General features: G+C 40.1%; 24 protein-coding genes and 3 riboswitches. Of the genes, 7 read left to right on the top strand and 17 right to left on the bottom strand.

The window, feature by feature from the left end; genetic code table 11:
• Positions 1-73: 73 nt before the first annotated feature.
• From stoA to NKR21_RS07340, 4 genes are all read right to left on the bottom strand, one after another.
• Positions 74-562: an endospore biogenesis thiol-disulfide oxidoreductase StoA gene (gene stoA / locus NKR21_RS07355; RefSeq protein WP_012009754.1), complete on the bottom strand. Its 489-nt coding sequence runs from the start codon at positions 560-562 to the stop codon at positions 74-76.
• A 54-nt stretch (positions 563-616) separates the two neighbouring features.
• A complete protein-coding gene (locus NKR21_RS07350; RefSeq protein ID WP_012009753.1) occupies positions 617-1,933 on the bottom strand; it encodes a polysaccharide biosynthesis protein in 1,317 nt (438 codons plus the stop codon).
• 311 nt (positions 1,934-2,244) lie between these two features.
• The gene (locus NKR21_RS07345; protein ID WP_012009752.1) at positions 2,245-2,898 is read right to left on the bottom strand and encodes a cell wall hydrolase; all 654 of its coding nucleotides are present in this window, start codon (positions 2,896-2,898) and stop codon (positions 2,245-2,247) included.
• 307 nt (positions 2,899-3,205) lie between these two features.
• Positions 3,206-3,400, bottom strand: a complete 195-nt coding sequence (locus NKR21_RS07340; protein ID WP_012009751.1) for a hypothetical protein — start codon at positions 3,398-3,400, stop codon at positions 3,206-3,208.
• 167 nt (positions 3,401-3,567) lie between these two features.
• On the opposite strand from NKR21_RS07340, the gene NKR21_RS07335 reads away from it, so the two are divergent.
• Both NKR21_RS07335 and NKR21_RS07330 read left to right on the top strand, forming a co-directional pair.
• A complete protein-coding gene (locus NKR21_RS07335; protein ID WP_003211747.1) occupies positions 3,568-3,756 on the top strand; it encodes a YkvS family protein in 189 nt (62 codons plus the stop codon).
• Between the two features lie 146 nt (positions 3,757-3,902).
• Positions 3,903-4,427, top strand: a complete 525-nt coding sequence (locus NKR21_RS07330) for a GNAT family N-acetyltransferase (protein ID WP_012009750.1) — start codon at positions 3,903-3,905, stop codon at positions 4,425-4,427.
• An 81-nt stretch (positions 4,428-4,508) separates the two neighbouring features.
• On the opposite strand, the gene NKR21_RS07325 is transcribed toward NKR21_RS07330, so the two are convergent.
• From NKR21_RS07325 to NKR21_RS07300, 6 genes are all read right to left on the bottom strand, one after another.
• Positions 4,509-4,727 carry a hypothetical protein gene (locus NKR21_RS07325; RefSeq protein WP_012009749.1) on the bottom strand — a complete coding sequence of 73 codons (219 nt, stop codon included), beginning with the start codon at positions 4,725-4,727 and terminating at the stop codon, positions 4,509-4,511.
• A 466-nt stretch (positions 4,728-5,193) separates the two neighbouring features.
• Positions 5,194-5,691 (bottom strand): preQ(1) synthase, encoded by a 498-nt coding sequence (gene queF / locus NKR21_RS07320; RefSeq protein ID WP_003211403.1) that lies wholly within the window; start codon positions 5,689-5,691, stop codon positions 5,194-5,196.
• Between the two features lie 15 nt (positions 5,692-5,706).
• A complete protein-coding gene (queE, locus tag NKR21_RS07315) occupies positions 5,707-6,438 on the bottom strand; it encodes a 7-carboxy-7-deazaguanine synthase QueE (protein ID WP_144458049.1) in 732 nt (243 codons plus the stop codon).
• Positions 6,431-6,871 (bottom strand): 6-carboxytetrahydropterin synthase QueD, encoded by a 441-nt coding sequence (gene queD / locus NKR21_RS07310; RefSeq protein WP_088004411.1) that lies wholly within the window; start codon positions 6,869-6,871, stop codon positions 6,431-6,433. Before queD ends, queE begins: the two co-directional genes overlap by 8 nt.
• The gene (queC, locus tag NKR21_RS07305) at positions 6,872-7,528 is read right to left on the bottom strand and encodes a 7-cyano-7-deazaguanine synthase QueC (protein ID WP_012009745.1); all 657 of its coding nucleotides are present in this window, start codon (positions 7,526-7,528) and stop codon (positions 6,872-6,874) included.
• 159 nt (positions 7,529-7,687) lie between these two features.
• Positions 7,688-7,732, bottom strand: a riboswitch (PreQ1 riboswitch).
• Between the two features lie 71 nt (positions 7,733-7,803).
• The gene (locus NKR21_RS07300) at positions 7,804-8,847 is read right to left on the bottom strand and encodes a YkvI family membrane protein (protein WP_012009744.1); all 1,044 of its coding nucleotides are present in this window, start codon (positions 8,845-8,847) and stop codon (positions 7,804-7,806) included.
• A 245-nt stretch (positions 8,848-9,092) separates the two neighbouring features.
• Between NKR21_RS07300 and NKR21_RS07295 the strand changes: the two genes are divergently transcribed.
• From NKR21_RS07295 to motB, 3 genes are all read left to right on the top strand, one after another.
• Positions 9,093-11,195 carry an ATP-dependent Clp protease ATP-binding subunit gene (locus NKR21_RS07295; protein WP_144458047.1) on the top strand — a complete coding sequence of 701 codons (2,103 nt, stop codon included), beginning with the start codon at positions 9,093-9,095 and terminating at the stop codon, positions 11,193-11,195.
• A 374-nt stretch (positions 11,196-11,569) separates the two neighbouring features.
• Positions 11,570-12,364 (top strand): flagellar motor stator protein MotA, encoded by a 795-nt coding sequence (gene motA, locus NKR21_RS07290; RefSeq protein WP_012009742.1) that lies wholly within the window; start codon positions 11,570-11,572, stop codon positions 12,362-12,364.
• On the top strand, positions 12,357-13,121 hold the full coding sequence (motB, locus tag NKR21_RS07285; protein WP_012009741.1) for a flagellar motor protein MotB: 765 nt from the start codon (positions 12,357-12,359) through the stop codon (positions 13,119-13,121). Before motA ends, motB begins: the two co-directional genes overlap by 8 nt.
• Positions 13,122-13,150: 29 nt before the next feature.
• Here motB and mhqR read toward each other — a convergent pair whose 3' ends face one another.
• A complete protein-coding gene (gene mhqR / locus NKR21_RS07280; protein WP_088004408.1) occupies positions 13,151-13,606 on the bottom strand; it encodes a MarR family transcriptional regulator MhqR in 456 nt (151 codons plus the stop codon).
• A gap of 205 nt (positions 13,607-13,811) precedes the next feature.
• Between mhqR and NKR21_RS07275 the strand changes: the two genes are divergently transcribed.
• Positions 13,812-15,317 carry a sporulation kinase KinD gene (locus tag NKR21_RS07275; protein ID WP_012009740.1) on the top strand — a complete coding sequence of 502 codons (1,506 nt, stop codon included), beginning with the start codon at positions 13,812-13,814 and terminating at the stop codon, positions 15,315-15,317.
• Between the two features lie 47 nt (positions 15,318-15,364).
• On the opposite strand, the gene NKR21_RS07270 is transcribed toward NKR21_RS07275, so the two are convergent.
• The 6 genes from NKR21_RS07270 to NKR21_RS07245 all read right to left on the bottom strand — a co-directional run bounded on the left by NKR21_RS07270 (position 15,365) and on the right by NKR21_RS07245 (position 20,413).
• Positions 15,365-15,607 carry an aspartyl-phosphate phosphatase Spo0E family protein gene (locus tag NKR21_RS07270; protein WP_012009739.1) on the bottom strand — a complete coding sequence of 81 codons (243 nt, stop codon included), beginning with the start codon at positions 15,605-15,607 and terminating at the stop codon, positions 15,365-15,367.
• A 301-nt stretch (positions 15,608-15,908) separates the two neighbouring features.
• Positions 15,909-16,439 carry a 1,2-dihydroxy-3-keto-5-methylthiopentene dioxygenase gene (locus NKR21_RS07265; protein ID WP_012009738.1) on the bottom strand — a complete coding sequence of 177 codons (531 nt, stop codon included), beginning with the start codon at positions 16,437-16,439 and terminating at the stop codon, positions 15,909-15,911.
• 16 nt (positions 16,440-16,455) lie between these two features.
• Complete coding sequence (locus NKR21_RS07260; protein ID WP_144458045.1) at positions 16,456-17,094, bottom strand: methylthioribulose 1-phosphate dehydratase; 639 nt, start codon at positions 17,092-17,094, stop codon at positions 16,456-16,458.
• The gene (locus tag NKR21_RS07255; protein ID WP_144458043.1) at positions 17,082-17,753 is read right to left on the bottom strand and encodes a 2-hydroxy-3-keto-5-methylthiopentenyl-1-phosphate phosphatase; all 672 of its coding nucleotides are present in this window, start codon (positions 17,751-17,753) and stop codon (positions 17,082-17,084) included. Before NKR21_RS07255 ends, NKR21_RS07260 begins: the two co-directional genes overlap by 13 nt.
• Positions 17,754-18,974 carry a 2,3-diketo-5-methylthiopentyl-1-phosphate enolase gene (mtnW, locus tag NKR21_RS07250; RefSeq protein ID WP_041815463.1) on the bottom strand — a complete coding sequence of 407 codons (1,221 nt, stop codon included), beginning with the start codon at positions 18,972-18,974 and terminating at the stop codon, positions 17,754-17,756.
• Between the two features lie 102 nt (positions 18,975-19,076).
• Positions 19,077-19,178, bottom strand: a riboswitch (SAM riboswitch).
• 44 nt (positions 19,179-19,222) lie between these two features.
• Positions 19,223-20,413 carry a pyridoxal phosphate-dependent aminotransferase gene (locus NKR21_RS07245; protein ID WP_144458041.1) on the bottom strand — a complete coding sequence of 397 codons (1,191 nt, stop codon included), beginning with the start codon at positions 20,411-20,413 and terminating at the stop codon, positions 19,223-19,225.
• Positions 20,414-20,578: 165 nt separating this feature from the next.
• Positions 20,579-20,737, top strand: a riboswitch (SAM riboswitch).
• 79 nt (positions 20,738-20,816) lie between these two features.
• Here NKR21_RS07245 and mtnK point away from each other — a divergent pair.
• Positions 20,817-22,010 carry an S-methyl-5-thioribose kinase gene (gene mtnK, locus NKR21_RS07240; protein ID WP_144458039.1) on the top strand — a complete coding sequence of 398 codons (1,194 nt, stop codon included), beginning with the start codon at positions 20,817-20,819 and terminating at the stop codon, positions 22,008-22,010.
• Positions 22,011-22,013: the final 3 nt, after the last annotated feature.

Below are 22,013 nucleotides of genomic sequence, written 5' to 3'. Positions count from 1 at the left end.
TTCAGATGAAAAGCAATTGAACACAAAAAAGAACCAAAGGAATGAGCCTTGGTTCTTGAAATAAGGTTTCTTTCTAAAAATTCGTCCACTCTTTGATTTGTTTTTTCGTTAGTGGACCTACATGATTTTTCACTATCTCCCCTTTTTCATTTATCAAAAAGGTGGTTGGTATGGTGATGATTTGGTATTTCTTCATCATGTCCCCTCGCTCATCTAGTACGACCGGGAATGTAAATTTTTTGTCTTTTACAAATTGAGCAACCGCATGTTTACTTTGTTCAGCACCTAGTAAATTCACTGTTAAGATATCAACATCACTCTGATTTTCTTTTACGATCTGATCAAATACGGGCAGCTCCATTTTGCAGGACGGGCACCATGTTGTCCAAAAATGCAAAATGGTCTTTTTTCCTTTTGGCGGAATCATCTGCGTTTCACCAGTTAATGTAGGAGCCTCTATCCTTGGCGCCTTAACAGGCTCTTTCGCTTCAGCCTCGCTGCCTATGAGTAATAGAAGCAGGGTCATCATAAGAAGACTGGCGGGTAGATATTTACGATTCATGAGGATCTTCCTTCCCAGTTTTCTTATAGCTTGCCCGCTCGTCGAAGAGGGCATTCATGCTTTTTTCATTCTAAGAAACATGGAAACACCGAGCTCCTTACAAATCGTCGCATAATGCAGAGCAGTCAAGAGGAGCATGCCCGTATTCATCCCTAATATCACCCCCATCATATTTAAGCTTTCAATTGATCCGAGAAAATACACCATTGAAAACGAGACGATATGCACCCATATATTATGTAGGAACACATCTTTAATGAGTCCCATACCGATTAAGCACGCTTGAAATGGCATCACAAACAGGTGGCATAAAAAGTACGGCCAAAGCAGCTGTAAGTAGACAGCAGCTTGCGGTGAATCAAAAAAGAGCTGTGTGAGCGGATAAGCAAAATAATACATCACCATGACTGCCGGTACGCCGTACCCAAATGTAATGAGAATCGCCTGCCTGACACGTTTTTTCACGAGATCATACTGACCTAAAGCATAGGCTTCAGAGACATTCGGAATCATCACGATCATGATGGAATGAGCGATAAACGCCGGAAAAAAACCGATCGACATCGCGACACCAGCCAGCATGCCGTAATGATCAACAGCAAGTGTGCCAGAGATGCCTGCGGCAATAAGTGCGCCTTTGATTAAAAACGGTTCTATGGCATTGGCAATCGCATGAAAAATCCGCATGCCCGTTGTCGGAATAGAGACGGCTAATAATCGCTTTCTCACGTCACCCCCTCTTAATTCAACAGACCTGACATGGACAGCATTTTTCGCCATGACGTATTGGGAGTATAAATAAATAAAAACGACGAGATCACTCGCGACAATGACACCGATGGCAATGAGAACCGCAGTTTCAATATCAAAGGAATACCAATGAAAGAACAAAAACAAACAGATCAGCTGGATCGTTTTCTTCAGCATATTCGCCAGAGCGATTCTGCCCATTTGCTGCTTTCCCATAAAATAGCCGCGTGCGATCGAGGTAAACGCAATGATTGGAATAAGAGACAGCACAAGCCCTTTCATGAGCGGATGATACGACTGAAACACAGGAATGAACGGCAAGACAATCGCAGCGATCCCTGTTGTTGTACATGTCACTACGAGCGTCATTTTAAATGCATGGCGGAGCATACTTTTATGGAGCCGCTCATGCGATTCTGCAATGAATTTAGAAATAGAGACTGGCAGCTCTAAGCTGGCAATCACAAGGACAAGCATAATGATTGGAAGGATACTCATATATAGACCCATTCCATGTTCTCCAAGCTCTCTCGCTAAAATCATATTGACTAAAAACTCTATACACTCCGCAATAAAAGCTGCAACAGATAGCAGAATGACCCCTTTTACAAATCGATTCATGTAGCCTCCCCTTTATCTAAAGCAAATTCTTTTCACATTCTATGAGACAAGTCCTGAAAATATTTTGATAAATGAAGACAAAAAAAAGAGCGATCTAATTGATCGCTTCAGATTGTTGACAAAGGGCTAAAATGATCTTTATTTTAGTCCTTTGTCTCCTTTTCAGCGTGATAGAAAACCTTTGAAGTCTAGGAAGGACGAGCATCGGAGCGGAGCGAATTTGACATTCGTGAGCACCGAAGCGCAGACCTGACAACGAATGCGAGGGTTTGTCTACACGCTGGAGCGATCTAATTGATCGCTTCATTTCTTTATACGGCAAATACGTGACGACCGATACGTTCTACAATTTTGCGAGAACGAATCCAGTTATCTGTTGCCGTTTTAGGATTATAAAAATAAATGGCTTTTGTTGTTCTGTCATGTTCTTTCACTACTTGTTTCACAGCTTTAACAGAATCTTGATCTGCTTTATCATGAATACTCCCATTCGATACTGGCTGGAAAGCATTTCGCTGATAAATCACACCTTTGACACTGTCAGGAAAAGAGCGATGTTCCACCCTGTTTAAGACGACGCTTGCTACAGCTTTTTTACCTGCGTAAGATTCACCTTTCGCTTCAGCATGTACCAATCGTGAGAGCAGCTCCATTTCTTCATTAGAATAGCGTTTGGCGCTTTCCTCATTCGTCGTTTCTGATTTTACTCTTTTCTTCTGCTTTGGTTTTGAAGACTTTTCTTCTGTAGACGTACTTAGCATTTTGACTTTCGGCTGACGCTTCTCCTCTGAAAATGCTGGGATGACTTGATCGTGATCATCTTGATTTATATATGAAAGCTCATGCTTAACAGGTGCTTGTGAAAGTTCGTGACTTAATGTGCCTTGCTGCTCTTGGATGTTCTCCATCTTCATGGCTGCAACCAGCATTAGGATGACAAAAAGAGCTGTATGAATTTTCATCATTCGCCTCATTCCTCCTTTAATTAAAGTAGGCGGTAAGATACTTGTCCACTCTAACAAGAGCTTCTTCTATTTTCACCCACAAAGATTTTCATGCCTGTCCAAATTCCGTTATTAAATGGCATGTCCTAGTTGAATTGCGTATCAACTGGAATTGTTAGCGCTTAAAAAGGTCTATTTTCCGCCTATAATCATCCTTATGCACCTGATTATGGGTTATTACATTTTCTTTTCACATGTATCAAGACCATTTGAAGTGTGACAAAAGAACTAAAATAAAAAAGCTTTCTCTCATTCATGAGAGAAAGCTTTAGCTTCTTGCTTCTGTAAGATATTCAAAAATAACATCTCCACCATGTTTCGCAATCCCGCGAAAATGCTTAAAATCATCTTGATTCACCAAAATCGAACGAAACGTTAAAAAATCATCTTTTTGGATGTTTACTTGCTTTTCTGTCCCATTTCGTAACGACTCAAGTATTGTGAGGATTTGTTCTTCCGTCAAAAAAACCGCTCCTTTACAGCCATCATCAAATATTAAATATACCATCCGTTAGGTAAGCATACAACGAAAACGAAACAAAAACGTCTTTATCCTTTACATTGGTATGAAAATATTGCAAAATACTTTTTAATAGGGAATGAAATCTGTTTTTAAAGGAGAGGGATCGGTTGAAGATTGCAAAAATTGGAAATGTGATCGAATTTAGAAATGGTTTAACAGGTGTAGTTGAAAAAGTGAACGAAAACTCTGTCATTGTAGATGTCACCATTATGGACAACTATAGAGATTTAGAACTGGATTCACTAACAGTCGTTAATCATAAAAACTATAAAATCATCAAAGACTCCGTACATTAATTTGCAATCCTCAATTCAGACTATCGATACATACGTAAATACGAAGCAAATCATTTATTTTTGAAATGGTAAATAGTATTTCAGACAACCTTCTATTTTTATAAAGTGATGAAATGCAGTATTAGCTCTAGATAGGAGAAACTAAAATGCAAAATTCAAATGATATCATTGTGCGTTTTGGGAATATGGAAGACGCTGAAACTACTTTAGACATACAGTCATCAGTGATTGCTGAATCAGATTATTTACTTACAACGCCTGAAGAAAACAAAAAAACCCTTTTAGAACACAAGGCTTGGATACAAAAAAGAATAGAGAACGATAACGAAACGTACATAGTTGCTCAAAAAGACGGAAAAGTCATTGGGTTTATAGCATTTAAAAATGGATCAAATAGAAAAAGAACTGCCCACACAGGTTCATTCGGTTTGTTGGTTCATAAGAACTTTAGAGGTTTAGGCGTAGGGGAAGTGTTGCTAACAGCGTTATTAGATTGGGCAGAAAAGAACCCTTCGATCGAAAAGGTTAGTTTAGCCGTATTCTCTACAAATCAAAAAGCTATTTCTTTATACAAAAAGATGGGCTTCAGAGAAGAAGGACGTAAAATAAAAGAATTTAAAATAAGTGAACATGAATACTGGGATGATGTTTTAATGTATAAACTTGTTTAATAGCATAAAAATAAATGCAGAAAAAAGGACATAGCATACAATTTGTTATGTCCTTTTGTTATTATTTCATCTGTATGAGTGTCAGTCTTTTTGCGTATGAAAGGTTTGCATTTCCGCTTTCGTTTTGTACATATCAACTTCCTCTGGGGTGATAACGCCTTTATCGATCAAAAGTGCAATCACTCCAAGCAATGTGGAGGCACTCCATTTATATCGTTCTTTGTTTTGATGTTCGAGCATTTGTAGCTCTTCTTTTAGCTCCATCAGCAGCTTCTCTGTCTTTTCTTCATTGTTTGCCAACTCAAACGCCTCCGTTATTCGTTCATTGCCCCTATTTTATCTCAAAGCAAATAAAATAAGCAAAAAACACAATTCGCCTTTACAAACATACGTTCTGTCATGTATGATAAATTTACGAGCTGGTAGCCCCCAGCCGTCCTAGCAAGTTCTATTCCCATTTTTATGAGGAGAGCGACATGACTCTTCTCTTTTTTTATCACTTCATTCTGATCCATCCCTTTTAAACCCATAAAAAAAGACATGCATTAGGCATGTCTCAGATTGTTGACCAAGTGCTAAAATGATCTTGATTTTAGCACTTGGTCTTCTTTTCAGCGTGATAGAAAACCTTTGCAGTCATAGGAAGGACGAGTACTGGAGCGGAGCGAATTTGACATTCGTGAGCACCAGCACGCAGGACTGACACCGAATGCGAGGGTTTGTCTACACGCTGAAAGACATGTCATTAGGCATGTCTTTTTCTTTATTAGCGATTATCAATCGTTTCAGGATACATATCATGGTTCATCATACGATATGACGCCATTTCTTCATATTTGGTACCAGGTTTTCCATAGTTTGTGTACGGGTCAATTGAAATACCGCCTCTTGGAGTAAATTTGCCCCATACTTCAATGTATCTTGGATCCATCAATTCAATAAGATCGTTCATAATAATATTCATACAATCCTCATGGAAATCACCATGGTTACGGAAGCTGAACAAATACAATTTTAATGATTTACTTTCGACCATGATTTCGTTTGGAATATAGCTGATATAAACTGTCGCAAAATCCGGCTGACCTGTTTGCGGACAAAGTGACGTAAATTCTGGGCAGTTAAATTTCACAAAATAATCTCTATTTGTATGTTTATTCGGAAATGTTTCAAGCACTTGCGGTGCATAATCAAACAAATAATTGGTTCCTTGATTTCCTAGTAAAGTGACGCCTTCTAATTCTTCTGGTTTTCTTGTCGTCATGTCATCTCTTCCTTTCTATACGCCTCGTTTATTTCCCCACAATAATGTGTGAAGCTGCGGCAGAACTCTTACGCGATTTAAGTCTGGGTCTTGCGCTACTTGATCAACAAGCGCTTCATATTTCTTTAATAAATGCGTCAATAAGTACGCATCATCACCTGTTGTCGTGTCATCATTTCCTACTTGCAAATAAAAAGGAAGCTCTGGATATTTCGCATGAACATCCTTTGCATAGGCTAAATCATGATCGTCAAAAATGACGACCTTCAGGCTTGCATGCTCTAATCTATTTCCGTTTTTCAGCTCATCTATGATACGTGTGAGTTTCGCGAAATCTGTTTTCATATTTGAGCTTGGCGGTTTCGGAGAAATTGTTAAATCATCAATTTTCAAAAACCAGTCCTGATACATTGTCCCTTGTGTTTCAAGCGCTGTATCAATTCCTTCTTCGTGAAGCAAATCAATGAGTGATTCCATTTGTTTTAAAAGCGCAGGGTTTCCCCCTGAAATGGTGACATGAGAAAAAGCCTGTCCACCTATTCTTTTTAATTCTTTGAGAATGTCTTCTGCGTGAAGCCACTGAATGTCATGCTTTGCTGAACCATCCCAAGTAAAGGCGGAATCACACCAGCTGCAAGAGTAGTCACAGCCAGCCATTCTGACAAACATGGTTTTTTGTCCAATCACCATCCCTTCTCCTTGAATGGTCGGACCAAAGATCTCTAGTACAGGTATCGCCTTAGCCATTGTGCTCAACTCGTTTCGGCCGGTAAATGCAGTAGCTTGTTGGTGTCTCCCTCACAAAGACCTGAACACATACCGGTTTATTTGCTAAAGTCGATAAATAATCTGCGACTTTGTCATGGACTGTCTTTGCCACAACCTCTGTAGTAGGCATTGCGTATGGATTGGTTGATGAGAATTCCTCATGATCATTCAGCAGTGTGTGATCATACTGTCCATGTATAAGTTTTTTCAGTGTACTGAAATTGACAAGGAAACCCGAATCATCTAGGTCATCTCCAGCAATGGTGATATTGATGGTGTACGTATGACCATGTACACGGCTACAAGCACCTGCATCTTCTCTTGGGATGAAATGGGCAGCTGATATATGCATATCTTTATTCAATTCAAATGAGTATGGATGATTCGTTTGTGGATAGATTTGAGAAAGCATTTATTTTGCCTCCTTCATTTCCATATACGTGTCATAGCCCTTTTTCCGAAGTTTACACGCAGGACATTCCCCGCAGCCATCAGAAATGATGCCATTATAGCAAGTGAGCGTTTCATTTTTCACAAAATCTAATGCATTCAGCTCGTCTGCCAATTTCCATGTTTCTGCTTTATTGAGCCACATAAGTGGTGTATGGATGACAAATGGTTTTTCCATCGCCAAATTTACTGTGACATTACATGACTTTACAAACTCGTCACGGCAATCTGGATAGCCGCTAAAGTCTGTCTCGCATACACCTGTGATAATATGTCTTGCTCCGATTTGATATGCAAGAATAGAAGCAAAGGATAAGAACACTAAGTTTCTTCCTGGTACAAACGTGGAAGGCAGCTCTCCTTCTTTTTCTTCAATATCAATGTCATCTCTTGTTAAAGCATTTGGTGCCAGCTGATTCAAAAGTGACATATCTAATAGATGATTCTTCACACCTAACTTATCCGCAATTCTTTTGGCGACATCAATTTCTTCTTGATGACGCTGATTATAATGAAAGGTCACGGTTTCTACCTCTTCGAATTGTTGAAGTGCCCATAATAAACATGTTGTACTGTCTTGTCCCCCACTAAAGACAACGACTGCTTTTTCATTTTTCATCTTCTGTTCTCCTCCTTTTGCAGATCTATACCATCGTATAAAGCTGCATCTGAAAGGCTCATGAAAACCCCTATTTTTCTCAAAAGAAAAGACACCTTTACATGTGTATGAGGTGTCCCAGCCATAAAAAATAAAAAATGCCACATCCAAGGATACGGCAAGTCCTTAGTTTTTTATAGAGGGTTTTGCTAGAACCTCTCCCGTTTACACGGATTTTTGTTCAATTTTCACAGAGGATAGTGTACCACATATTTGTCATGCAGGCTATCCCTTCTTTACTTATCTAAAGAGGCAGGCACTTTTTTGAGAAAAAGAAAGAGGATAAAAAAGATGCTCACATAGCCAAAAATAGGATAAACCGTTGATATCAATGTACCGTAACCAATTTTACTTATCACATAGCAGCATAAGAGAATAAGGGATATCGTCAAGACACTGTTCATTCGTATATACGCCCTCACTTGTCTCTCAAGTCCATATAAATTGCCTATGACAGATGTAAAAACTTCGCCGAAAATCACAAATAAATAAATGAGGTGTATGGAATTTGCTACTTGATACACGACCTGTGCCATTGGAATATCAAACGCCTCCAGCATATCTAATGAAGAAAGAGATAAAAAGCATACGAATAAAATAACTGTCAGCATGATGCCCCCAAGCACAGCTCCCTTTTTAATCACCGCTTCAGAGGTCATTTCATTTGCGACGGGTACTAACACGGCTTGAGAAAGTGCCAAATTAAAAGCACCATATGAGATAGCTGATAAAATCCACTCTCCCTCACCCATTTGCAATGCAAGAACATAACTTTCACTACTGCTAAAAACGAATGAATCAAGAAACACGATCAATGAAAAGAAAATAAGCATTGGGACGACGAGAACATTCACACCAAATAATCCTTTTGATCCTTTCAAAAGCACAATCACACTCAGAATGATTGTTAAAAAGATCCCATATTCCTTCGATATGCCAAGCTGCTCTTCAAATATAGCACCTGCGCCAGAAATCATCACTGAAGTGACGCCTAGTAAAATAAAAAACATGACGACATTAATATATCGACTGGCAGCTGCGCCAAATAAAAACCGGTTCATATCTTGATAAGACTCTGCTTCAATTCGTTTAGAAATGAGCATCATTTTTGCCCCAAGTCCAGTAAAAATAGCGCCGCTAATCAAGATTCCGAATAATCCAATCCAGCCAAAACGAACAAAAAATTCTACGATTTCTTTTCCGGTCGCAAACCCAGCTCCAACCACTGTTCCTACATATACAAAGGCAAGCTGAAAAGCGGATTCATTTGAACGTTTCATATGACCCCTCCGCACCCATCACTTTCGATCGTCTTTTTTTATCCTATGAGACAAGTTCCTTGAAAAGAAGGACAAACCATGATTAAATGCAAAAAAGGATTTTCACCTGCCTTTGAGCAAAACAGTTGAAAGTCAAAATAGGTCAGAGTATACTATAGTCAAAGATGGTCAAACAACAGACCATTTCCTTTAACATCCATTGGTCAAATAAAGTCAAACTTTAAAATATAAGGAGGTCATGGCAAATGCGTTGTCAACATTGTCAAGTAAATGAAGCAACAATTCGCCTGAATATGCAAGTGAATTCATCCCGGAGCCAAATGGTTTTATGTGAAGACTGCTACACCTCTTTGATGGAGCAATCAAAAATGAAAATGGGACCTCAATTGTTCGGAGGAAGCTCATTCTTCTCTGAGCAATCAGGACATACGCAAAACGTAGAGCAGCCAAAGCAAAAAGGCTTACTCGATGAACTTGGCCGAAATTTAACAGATGGCGCGAATGCTGGTTTAATTGATCCAGTCATCGGCCGTGATGAAGAAGTCGCAAGAGTCATTGAGATTTTAAATAGAAGAAATAAAAACAATCCCGTCCTCATTGGTGAACCAGGTGTTGGGAAAACAGCGATTGCTGAAGGACTTGCACTGAAAATTGCAAGTGGCGATGTACCAAATAAATTAAAGAACAAACAAATCTATTTATTAGATGTCTCGTCCCTTGTCGCGAACACAGGAATACGTGGTCAATTTGAGGAAAGAATGAAGCAGTTAATTAAAGAACTGCAAAGCCGTAAAAATATTATCTTATTTGTAGATGAAATTCATCTTCTTGTAGGCGCAGGGTCTGCCGAAGGGTCAATGGATGCTGGAAACATCTTAAAACCAGCCCTTGCACGAGGCGAGCTCCAGCTAGTAGGTGCGACGACATTAAAAGAATATCGTCAAATTGAAAAAGACGCCGCACTTGAACGGCGCTTCCAGCCCGTCATTGTAGATGAGCCAACACAAGCTGAAGCAATCGAGATTTTAAAAGGCATTCAAGATAAGTATGAAAGCTACCATGGCATCACCTATTCAGACGAAGCGATTCAAGCGTGTGTTCAATTATCTTCACGGTATATCCATGACCGTCATTTGCCGGATAAAGCCATTGATTTAATGGATGAAGCAGGTTCAAAGGCGAACCTCTCCATTGATGCAGCAAGTGAAGATGAACTAACAAATCGCCTGAGAGAAATAGCTGCTGAAAAACAGGCTGCTTTAAAAGAAGAACAATACGAAAAAGCAGCAAAGCTTCGAGATGAAGAAGAAGCCACTGAAGCAAGACTTCAAAACAAAACAAATCACAAAGAACATGTCGTCACAGCAGAAGACATTCAAGCCATTGTCGAACAAAAAACAGGCATCCCTGTTGGCAAACTGCAAGCAGACGAACAAACCAAAATGAAAGAAATTGACGTCCGCTTAAAAGCACGAGTGATCGGTCAGGAACATGCGGTTGAAAAAGTCGCAAAAGCTGTGAAGAGAAGTAGAGCCGGCTTAAAATCAAAACATAGACCAACTGGCTCCTTCCTATTCGTTGGACCAACAGGTGTTGGGAAAACCGAATTATCAAAAACGCTAGCTGAAGAATTATTTGGTTCACGAGAGGCGATCATCCGTTTAGATATGAGTGAGTACATGGAGAAACACTCAGTATCTAAGCTCATCGGTTCTCCACCTGGTTATGTTGGACATGATGAAGCAGGTCAACTGACAGAAAAAGTGCGCAGAAAACCATACAGCATCATTTTGCTGGATGAAATCGAAAAAGCACACCCTGATGTGCAGCACATGTTCCTTCAAATCATGGAAGATGGCCGGTTAACAGACAGCCAAGGCAGAACTGTCAGCTTTAAAGATACAGTCATCATCATGACAAGTAACGCAGGCAGCACAGATAAAACGGTTAAAGTCGGCTTCCAGTCTGATCAGGAAGAAGCAATCGAGGAACAATCACTCATTGATTCACTCAGCGCCTATTTCAAACCAGAATTCTTGAACCGTTTTGACAGCATCATTCAGTTTGACTCCTTAGATCGAGATGATTTAGTGAAGATTGTAGATCTTCTGCTCAATGAGCTGTCAGCACAATTAAAAGAGCAAAATTTAACAGTCCATGTGACAAAAGAAGCGAAAGAAAAAATTGCAGAACTTGGATATCATCCTGCATTTGGTGCTCGTCCACTGCGAAGAACCATTCAAGAGCACGTTGAAGATCAAATGACGGAGATATTGCTTGAAGAAGATAAGCTTTCAGGATTTACTGTAGCTGTTGAAGATAACGAAATTGTCGTTAAAAAAGGATAAGTACATCTTAAGAAGGATTTACAGCTCCATCATGTGGCGGTGTCTAAGTTCCATCCGCACGCCGACGCTCCCCCGCCTCTTTTCATTTAAGATAAAAGAAAAAGAGGTGGATCACATGATGAATTGGAGCTATGATCTTGTCAAAATCATGTATGAGGAAAAATTAAAAGAGCTGCTTTTAAATGAAACTGCTCAAAGAAATTAAAAAGAAACTCCCTTTATATTAGAGGGAGTTTCTTTTTTAAAGCAATAGAAAGCGCTTTCGTCAAAATTTCTTCACAGAAACTGTCTTAATTTGATATTCAGACTAAAACCCTTCTAGAAGACACCGATATTAACTATAGAAAAAGATAGTTAAAGGATTTGGTGAGATAATGGACAAAACATCGTTAATAGGTATTATTTTAGCATTTATTGCACTGAGTGTCGGTATGGTTTTGAAAGGTGTAAGTCTAACCGCTCTTATCAACCCAGCGGCTATATTGATCATTGTGGTTGGGACGATTGCAGCTGTTGTCATCGCATTCCCATCTAGTGAAATTAAGAAAACACCAAAATTGTTCGGCAAAATTTTCAAAGACAACAAGCTTCCAACGATTCAAGAAATGATCCCTCTTTTTTCAAACTGGGCACAAATTGCGCGTCGTGAAGGTCTTTTGGCTTTAGAAGCTAGCATTGAGGAAGTAGATGATGATTTCCTTAAGAACGGTTTAAGCATGGCCGTTGATGGTCAAAGTGCAGAATTTATTCGTGACGTCTTAACAGAAGAAGTTGACGCCATGGCTGAAAGACATCAGTCAGGCGCATTAATCTTTACACAAGCTGGTACATACGCTCCGACGCTTGGTGTACTTGGCGCCGTTGTCGGACTTATTGCTGCACTTGCTAACATGGGAGATATTGAAGCACTTGGGCATGCAATCAGTGCTGCCTTCGTTGCGACACTGCTTGGGATTTTTACTGGGTATGTGTTATGGCATCCATTTGCCAACAAACTGAAGCGTAAATCAAAGGAAGAAGTAAAACTTCGTCTGATTATGATCGAAGGGATCCTTTCTGTTCTTGAAGGTCAATCTCCAAAAGTGATTGAACAAAAACTTCTCATGTACTTACCAGCGAAAGAACGTGCAAATCTTGTCATTGAAGAAGGAGAAAAACAAAATGGCTAGGAAACGTAAAAAACATGATCACGATGACCATGTAGATGAATCTTGGCTGATCCCTTATGCCGATCTTCTAACGCTTCTACTCGCGCTCTTCATTGTGCTTTTTGCATCTAGTTCGATTGATGCGGCAAAATATGAACAGATGGCTAAGTCTTTTAATGTCGTCTTTACAGGCGGTACTGGTGTCATGGATCAATCCAGCATGCAAAGTACTGAAGAAACTGAAAATAGCAACCAGACCAAGAAAGCAGCGGAAGAAGATGAAGAAGCTAAAGCGAAAGCTCGAGATCATGCTGTTCTCACAAAGGTCAAAAAGCAAGTGGATTCCTTCATTGCTAATAAGAAACTTGGAGCTAAGCTCGAAACAAAGCTGACGGACGAAGGTTTGCTCATTACGATAGAAGACAGTATCTTCTTTGATTCTGGCCGAGCAGTTATTCGCCCTCAAGATGTCCCGTTAGCAAAGGAAATTTCAAAACTACTCGTTATTAACCCCGCTCGTGACATCGTCATTAGCGGACATACTGATAATGTACCGATCAGAAATTCAGATTTTGAATCCAATTGGTATTTAAGTGCCATACGTGCTGTAAACTTTTTGAGTATTCTTCTTGAAAACAGCAATTTAAACCAAGAGAACTTTAGTACAAAAGGTTTTGGTGAATTCAAGCCGATCGCTTCAAATGATACGGCAGAAGGCAGAAGTAAAAACCGACGCGTAGAAGTACTGATTTTACCGATTGAGAAAAAAGCAAAATAAAAAAGGGAGCCCTCGGCTTCCTTTTTTATTTATTCTTTATGATCATATAAATGTTTTGCACGAAGTCCCACATGTTTAAGCATGTCAATGCAGGCATCCTTCTCTTCTTCGCTCAGGACACTGATCATCTCATGAATTTCTTTCGCGTGATCTGGGAAGATATCATCAAGCAAAGTTCGTCCCTGCTCGGTAATATGTGCAAATGTGACCCTGCGGTCTTCTGCACAGGCCTTACGACTGAGGAGTTCTTTCTTCTCCAATTTATCGACCACATACGTGATGCTGCCGCTTGCAAGTAAAATCTTATCACCGATTTGCTGAAGTGGCTGATCCCCTTTATGATACAGTAATTCTAATACCGCAAATTCAGTCGGATTCAGTCCGTGCTTCACAATATGTTTGTTCATGTGATGATTAATTGAGCGATAGGCACGTGATAATACAATAAATAATTTCAAAGATTTTTCAACATTATGATTTTCCATTTTTTTATCATCCTTTATGAAATGCAACCCACTAATGTGACATTAATAAACAATAAGTAAAATGTCAACATCTTGATCTATCTTTAGCATGAAAATGAGACCAGAACGAATCACCTAATTTTTTAAAAATCACACAAGTCATCGTAATAAAGATAGGTTCAATGCTATAATAAGTCTATTAGGTAATACGTTGGAGCGATGAATGATGAGTATACTGAAAGGGCTTTGGAAGAAGATCAGGCTGTACCTTATTTTGGTCATGATTCCAACCCTAATCATTAGTTATTTTATCTACGAAAAAGAAACGGAAAAAATTGATTTAAAAAACAAACAAACTGCTACACTTATGTTAAATATTCACAAAAACCAAATGAATTATTTAATTAGTGAAACAGAAGCAAGATTAACTTCACTTGCCATGGGATTTGACCAGCCTCTCAAGACGAAAAAAGTACAAAACATCCTAGAGAAAATCTATAAACAAGAACCTCGTTTTTCAGGTCTGTATCTCCTAGACAAAAAAGGAAATGTAACAGTTAGCACCACACCATTAAAGGAAAAAATTAACCTATCATTCAGAGATTACTTTAAGCGCATTCAAGTGACCAAGCAGACGGTGATCACAGATAATTATGTGAGCCGAATTACAAAACAGCGGATTCTTTCCATTTGTGTGCCTGTGCTGGATGAAAACGAAGAAGTCACCAATGTGCTAGTCGCCGCCATTCAAATTGATTATTTAAGAAATATAATGAATGTATTGAACCCTGATCTTCATTTTCAGATGCTGAATCAAAATGGACATGTTGTGTTTACAAGTGGTCCACAACCAGCATCAGAAAATGGTAGCACTGTGTCTACATATTTAGATGAAAACAGCTGGAAGCTGGAGGTCTATCCGCAGCGCGCTTCTACAGGTGAAGTGCTGTCTGTTATGCTGATCCCTTTATCCAGTGCTTTTATTTTATTAAATATTTTATTCACACTTGTTCAATATATCATTTTAAGGCGGCAAACCCAGCAGGAACGTCACCAAAATGAAGCGCAAAAGCTTGAATTAATCGGAACCCTCGCAGCAAGTACGGCACATGAAATTCGCAACCCCTTAACAGGGATTAGTGGTTTTATACAGCTTTTGCAAAAGAAGTATCACTCTGAAGAAGATCAGCTCTATTTTTCTGTCATTGAAGAAGAAATTAAACGAATTAACCAAATCGTCAGTGAGTTTCTTGTATTAGGGAAACCAACAGCAGAAAAATGGCAGAATAACTCTGTAAAAGAAATTGTAAGTGAGATCATGCCGATCGTTTTCTCTGAGGCGAACCTGTATAATGTTGAGGTTGATCTGCAAATTAATACAATTCAAGATGTTGGGGTCTATTGCACAAAGGATCATATTAAACAAGTTGTATTAAATGTTGCGAAGAACTCGTTAGAAGCGATGCCAAATGGCGGTCATTTGAAGATTTTGATTGAGGCTGAAAAAGACCATGTCATTATTAAAGTGAAAGATACAGGCGAGGGCATACAAGAAGAAATGTTAAAACATATCTTCCTCCCTTTTATTACGTCGAAGGAAAAAGGAACAGGTCTTGGACTTGTCGTGTGTAAACGAATCATTTCGATGTATGGCGGAACAATTGATATCGAGAGCGAAGTGAATAAAGGAACAACTGTCATGATCATGCTTCCTTCTGCTCACTCAGCATAGCTGAAACATTCAGCCGGTTTTGCTTAGGCAAGACCGGTTTTTTTATGTCAATAAGAGGCACGGTTCACAGATAGCAGACTCATTTGAGAGACAAAATCATGAAAGGAGGGGGCAGATTGTTTCTCATGAAAAAGGAGATACTGATACTCATTCATCAGGTTGTCCAGTTCTTGACTATATTTAATTGTCGTCTCACCAGTGTAGCCTTCTGCTTGAGCAGCTTCTACCATCTGTTTTCTCTTCTCGTCAATTGACATTAGCAATTGCTCTTTTCTTACATAACTATTCATGATCTCAGCTCCCGCAATAAATTCGACTGTCTATGCTCAAATTGATCCGACACCAAAATTATACTTTATTTGTAAATTAAATTAAATATGCTTATTTTATTTAATTTTTTACAGCCTAAAGACCTCTTACCCACTCTTATTTGGGGGTAAACTTCAAATTTGGACAGGACTGACACATGGATTAAACAGAATTTTATCCTATGCTGAAGATCAAAATCAACTATTTTCTTTCTCGTTTTATACCTATTTTCCTAAAAAAAAGCTGATCTTCCGCCTCATGCGGAATGATCAGCTCTTGTCATTAAACCGTTTCTTCCTCGTAAATTGGCACCCAGCCCTCAGTTGTGACAAATATGCGAACTGAGACCACTTTTCGATCCTCTTGAAGTGTAAAGTAGTGACGAATATGTGGTGGAACAGAAATTAAATCGCCTGGGTTCAGTCTTACATCAAAAAAGACGCCATCCTTCCCTTGAATGGCAAAGATTCCATGACCACTTACAATAAAACGGACTTCGTCATCTGTATGGTGATGCTCACGCTGAAAATTTTGGAGCAGGTCATCTAGGTTTGGTGTGGCATCAGATAATGAAATCACATCCTGTGATTTGTACCCTCGTTTCTCTGATATACTCTCGATTTCCTTTTGGAAAACAGTCAAAATCTCGTCCTTTTCTTCATCTGTTAAATCATACTTTTCTGATAATCGGTTTGGCAGCTTTGCAATATCCCAATGTTCATAAATGACCCCTTGGTTTTCTAAATAGGCTGCCACCTCTTGTTCGCTTTCAAGTAATGTATTCTCTTCATTATGAATCAAAATCGTCGCCATGTGCTTTTCCTCCTTTTTATGTGACAAGCTGCTTTTGATAAAGCGTTAATTTTAAGTAGTAGCTAAACAAAAATTCATACGCCTCTAATACTCGTTTTGCTTCAGAGGCAGTTTTTCCCCAGACTGTGATGCCGTGATTTCGAATGAGCACAGCACCTGATTCCGACTCTTCAGTGAGATGCTTTGCAAATTGTGCTGCAAGATGCGGAATATGGGCTGGATTTTCAATAATCGGTAACGACACTTCTGCATCCTCTTCCCAGTAACCAAGCGCTTTGATGATTTCGTTTCCTTTGAAACGAACCTCGCCCTTATCCCCATACAGCTCAGAGATCACATTATTGTCGATAGTATGGACATGGAGACAGCAGCCTGCATTCGTCCGCTCATACACATATGTGTGAAGTTGTGTTTCAGCTGATGGTCTAAGCGGTACGTCAGGATCAACAGGGTTACCTGCTGCATTTACTAAAACAAAGTCTTCATCTGTTTCTTTTCGTTTATCTTTGCCGCTTGCTGTCACCAAAAACGTGATTGGATCATCCGACACCTTAATCGATAAATTGCCGCTTGTTCCGTAAAACCAGTCTCTTTGTGCCAGTTCACGTTTGACGTCTGCTAGCTCCTGCCAGCGCTTGTTCTTTACGTCTGCCATTCCTTCACTTCCTTTATTTGATCAAATTGTGCTTTAAGATCAATAAATGTTTCATACTCTTTATGAACAAGCCCGAGTTCTTTACATTCGTTTAGCAAGTAGTCACGCGCAAATGTGAGATCCGCATGCTTTGCCGCCTCCACATCGGTGACTGAATCTCCAATCATGATAATGAAGTCATTCTCACGGGTCAGTTCTCGAATGATTGACGGCTTACAGCATCCGCAGCCATTTTGACATTGCGAATCGCAGGCATGTGGCCATTCAATCTGAATATGCTCTTCGTGAAATGAGGCATGATTGCAAAAAATATCCTCTCTTTCCACAATGCCCTCGAGTATGGGATATACAAAAAAGTCCATCCCGCCGCTTAGCACATAGAAGGGAATATCAGCCTTTTTCACATGATCAACAAATTGCTTGAATCCTTCTCGAATCTCTGTATCTTCTAAAATAAACGATTGAATGGCTTCTTTTTGATCACTCTTCAGTAATTGAAACATCTGCCCGACGCCTTCTTGAATGGTGATCTCCTTTGTGAGAACATCGTCCTTCAGCTTCGTCCATTCACTTGGTGCAAAGTGCTTCATGATGCGAATGATATTATCATTTTTCGTAATGGTTCCATCAAAATCACAACATACAATTGGTTTTTTCATTTATTCTACTACCCTTCCCCATAATTCAAGTGCTGCTTTTAAGTCTTGGCAAGAAGCTGTCTTCTCTTGGATTGACTCACCATGTATCACCGCATCAATGATCGATCGAAATGCTTTCCCTCCGCCGATCGCTCCACGAGGATGTCCGTGAATTCCTCCACCAGCATTTATCACATGGTCGAGTCCAAAATCTTTCATCAAAACTGGAACCATTCCAGGATGAATGCCTGCTGACGGGACTGGGAATGTTTTTTGAACCGAATCCTCTTTTACACAAGCTTCATAGATTCCAAAAGCATCTTTTTTCGGAAGTGCGACCGACCCATACGGCGAGGGAAAAAGACTTAAATCAGCGCCAGCATATCGATTTAATTTACCTAAAAGAAGAGAATGGGAGAATCCATATTCAGGTGATGATGTCAAAGCGCCGCTTACTGCAGGATGGGCCATAATAGGCAATCGAATATCTGGATCCTCAGCTAAGCTTTGCATGACATCTAGCCCGTAGGCAAAAACGTTGAATAAGAGTGCATCCGCTCCGAGTTCAGCTGCCTTTCTTGCTCGATCCCTCAGTTCAAAGGTTCTTCCTGTTAAATGAACGGCATATAGCGTTCGGTGCCCTGTCTCTTCATATGTTTCTTTTAATATCTTTTTTCCTTCTTTGATTCGATCTTCAAAAGGGGCTAGCGGGCTCTCAAATAAAATTTCATCGTCTTTGATAAAGTCAACACCGCCTAATGCTTGTAAACGGAGTTGTTCTTTTAAATCTGTCATATCACGGCCAATGACACCTTTAAAAATACTCATCAACAAAGGTCGATCAAACACGCCTGTTTTTTTTCGTATGCCATCAATACCAAATACCGGTCCTGGCAGGCTTTTTTTAAATCTATCCGAGAATTGAATGTCCACTAGTTTCACTTTTCCATCTAGTGAAAGTTTTCCAAAGATCGTCGACAAAACAGCCGGTATATCTGCTGAAAAGTTAGCCTCAGGATAAGCAATGGTCACCTCAGATTGATATAGACCGTTCTCGGCTGGGGCAAATTTTTCTGTTACCTTTTCTACCCGGCCTTTATGCTTTTGAAGCTGCTCTTTTTTGAGCTGCGGTAAATCCGTCCATGATCCAACTGTTAAACCAAGCGCGATCTGCTCCGCTTTTCGGTTCACTTGTTCATCCTCTCGATGTGTTAATACGTATGTTGCCAGTAATTCACTCACTAGGAATCCCCTTTCGATTGCGTCATACATATGGTCAATAAAAAAACCTCTTCAAGTGCTTAATCAGCGCCTTAAAGAGGTTGTTTCGTATCATTCATCCGAATCTTATCTCTCAGCGCTTGCTGCAAGAATTAGCACCGTGCTTCATAGAAGTCGGTTGCCGGGCTTCATTGGGCTAGTCCCTCTGCCTACTCTTGATAAGAATATTCAATTTTCTTAAATATTGTCTGAATTATCGCACCGTTTTTTCATGTTGTCAATGGCTTATTTTCAAACAGATTCAAGACAGCAATTCGCTGAGCGGCTTCTTTTAACCGCTCCTCATTTGTTAAAAGTCCTACTCTGACGTATCCTTCACCGTGAGTACCAAACCCATTCCCCGGTGCCACAACCACATGTGCTTTCTCTAATAATACGGCAGCAAAAGATTCAGATGTATATCCTTCTGGCACCTTTAGCCAAGCAAAAAATGACCCCTTTGGTGCAGTGACCTCCCAGCCAATCTCCTTGCACGCAGCAATCCACACATTTCGCCGTTTCTCATATCGATCATTCTGCACCTGTACGCACGTTTGATCGCTTAACAAAGCTTCCACTGCCGCATCTTGAGTGGCTTTAAACAGTGAAACAAACAGGTGATCCTGATAAAGCTCAATCGCGTTAATAACAGACGGATTTCCTGCTGCAAATCCGACTCTCCAGCCCGCCATATTATACGTTTTAGACAATGTATAAATTTCAATCCCCGTCTCTTTCGCTCCATCTGTTTGCAAAAAGCTGATCGGCTTTTCCCCATCAAACCCAATGCCGCCGTAGGCAAAATCATGGACAACACAGAGTTTGTGATCTTTAGCGAATGTCACGGTTTCTTCAAAAAATGATTGGCTTGCCGTAGCACCTGTCGGATTGTTGGGATAATTTAAATACATCAACTTTGCTTTTTTCTTAACATCCTCAGGCAACCGGTCATAGTCAGGAAAAAAATCATTTTGCTCAAGAAGCGGCATCGTCACCATCTGAGCTCCAGCAAGCACGGCACCTGACCAATAATCAGGATAACCTGGATCTGGAACAAGGAGCGTATCACCCGGATTCAGCAAGCATTGCGGCAGCTCAACAAGTCCCGCTTTCCCGCCAAATAAAATCGCAATTTCCTTCATCGGATCAAGTGTAACCCCATATTCTCTTTCATAAAAGGCAGCGGCAGCCTTTTTTAATTTCGCTGTTCCGCGGAATGAGGAGTATTGATGATTTTCAGGTTTTGCGACCGCTTCTTGCATCGCTTTTACAATGTGCACGGGAGTTGGCTGATCAGGATTTCCCTGCCCTAAATTAATAATATCTGCGCCTTCCTCCACTTTTTTCTGCACTTTTTGCACAAGGGATGCAAAAAATTGTGTCGGTAATTGTTTCAATACATCTGACTGCTGAAATTCCATTTTTCTTCACCTTCTATTCAAGTTACGTAGCAATACAAACACTGTAATGGATTGTTTCACGAATTGTAAAGCAATTTTGAAAAAGGATTGACATGTGAACTGCAGCTCTGATAATATCTTGAATTAAGAAATGCAAGCAGACACGAAACAATTACATATTGATTTCTCTTATCGAGAGTTGGGCGAGGGATTTGGCCTTTTGACCCCAACAGCAACCGACCGTTAATACCACTGTGAAGTGGGGCGCAGCAAGTAAGCGCCAAGACAATTGTCTTATAGGGCACGGTGCTAATTCCATCAGACGTATGTGCTGAGAGATAAGAGAGGCTTTGAGCATACACGACATCAAGCCTCTTTCTCTCAGGAGAAAGAGGCTTTTTTATATGATTTGGAGGGGAAGCAATTGGTTACACTTACGGCATCATATGAAGAATTAACAGAAAGCTCGGCAGTTGCACTCGCAATTAGACTTGGCTTGATCCAAGAAAGCAGTCATTTGACATGTACGGAAATCGGTGACGGAAATTTAAATTACGTCTTTCATATTTTTGACCATAAACAAGAAAAAGGATTGATTATCAAGCAGGCACTTCCCTACGCCAAAGTGGTCGGAGAGAGCTGGCCACTTACATTAGACCGTGCGAGGATCGAAAGTGCTGCCCTAATCAAGCAGTCAGAATATACGCCGCACCTTGTACCAGCAGTCTATTATTCAGATACAGCTCTTGCTGTGACGGCTATGGAGGATCTATCACACCTAGAAATCGTCAGAAAAGGGCTAATTGCCGGAAAACAATATCCGCATTTATCTGATCATGTCGGAGAATTCTTAGGAAAAACACTTTTTTACACTTCTGACTTTGCCACAAATCCTAAAATCAAAAAACAATTTGTGAAGCAATTTACGAATCCAGATCTTTGTGACATTACCGAAAAGCTTGTCTTCACAGATCCTTTCTTTGATAGCAGCACAAATGATTTTGAAGAAGAATTAAGAGAAGCCGCCAAAGCGCTTTGGGGAGATCTTGAAGTGCAAGCAAAAGCAGCTGAATTGAAGCGTATTTTCCTGACATCTGCCGAAACACTTGTTCATGGAGATCTTCATACAGGCAGTATTTTTGCAAGTGAGACGGAAACAAAGATCATTGATCCAGAATTCGCTTTTTATGGTCCCTTCGGATTCGATATCGGTCACTTTATCGCCAACCTGTTCCTAAACGCTTTGTCTCGTGAAAATGAACACGATCAGCAGCACCTTTTTGACCATGTCGTCAATGTATGGGCGACCTTCAAGGAAGTGTTCGCAAAGGCTTGGAAAGAAGACAGCATTGAAGCGTTTAGTGTATCTGACAGCTTTTTAGAAACAACCTTTGACCGTATTTTAAAAGAAGCAACAGGCTTTGCAGGCTGTGAGCTTGTCCGCCGAACGATTGGCCTTGCTCATGCCGCTGATCTTGATGCGATTCCATCACCATCTAAACGGATTCAGCAGAAAAAAACAGCACTTACGCTCGGAAAAACATTCATCAAACAATATCATGCAGTGGAAACAGCGTCTGACCTCGTCGCATTATTCCAGCAATCTGTAAAGGAGTGACGG

Source organism: Bacillus sp. 1735sda2 (assembly GCF_024159245.1).
GTDB classification, from domain to species: domain Bacteria; phylum Bacillota; class Bacilli; order Bacillales; family Bacillaceae; genus Bacillus; species Bacillus pumilus_O.
The sequence above is the reverse complement of the archived record's forward strand: the minus strand, read 5'-3'. Positions and strand labels throughout refer to the sequence as shown.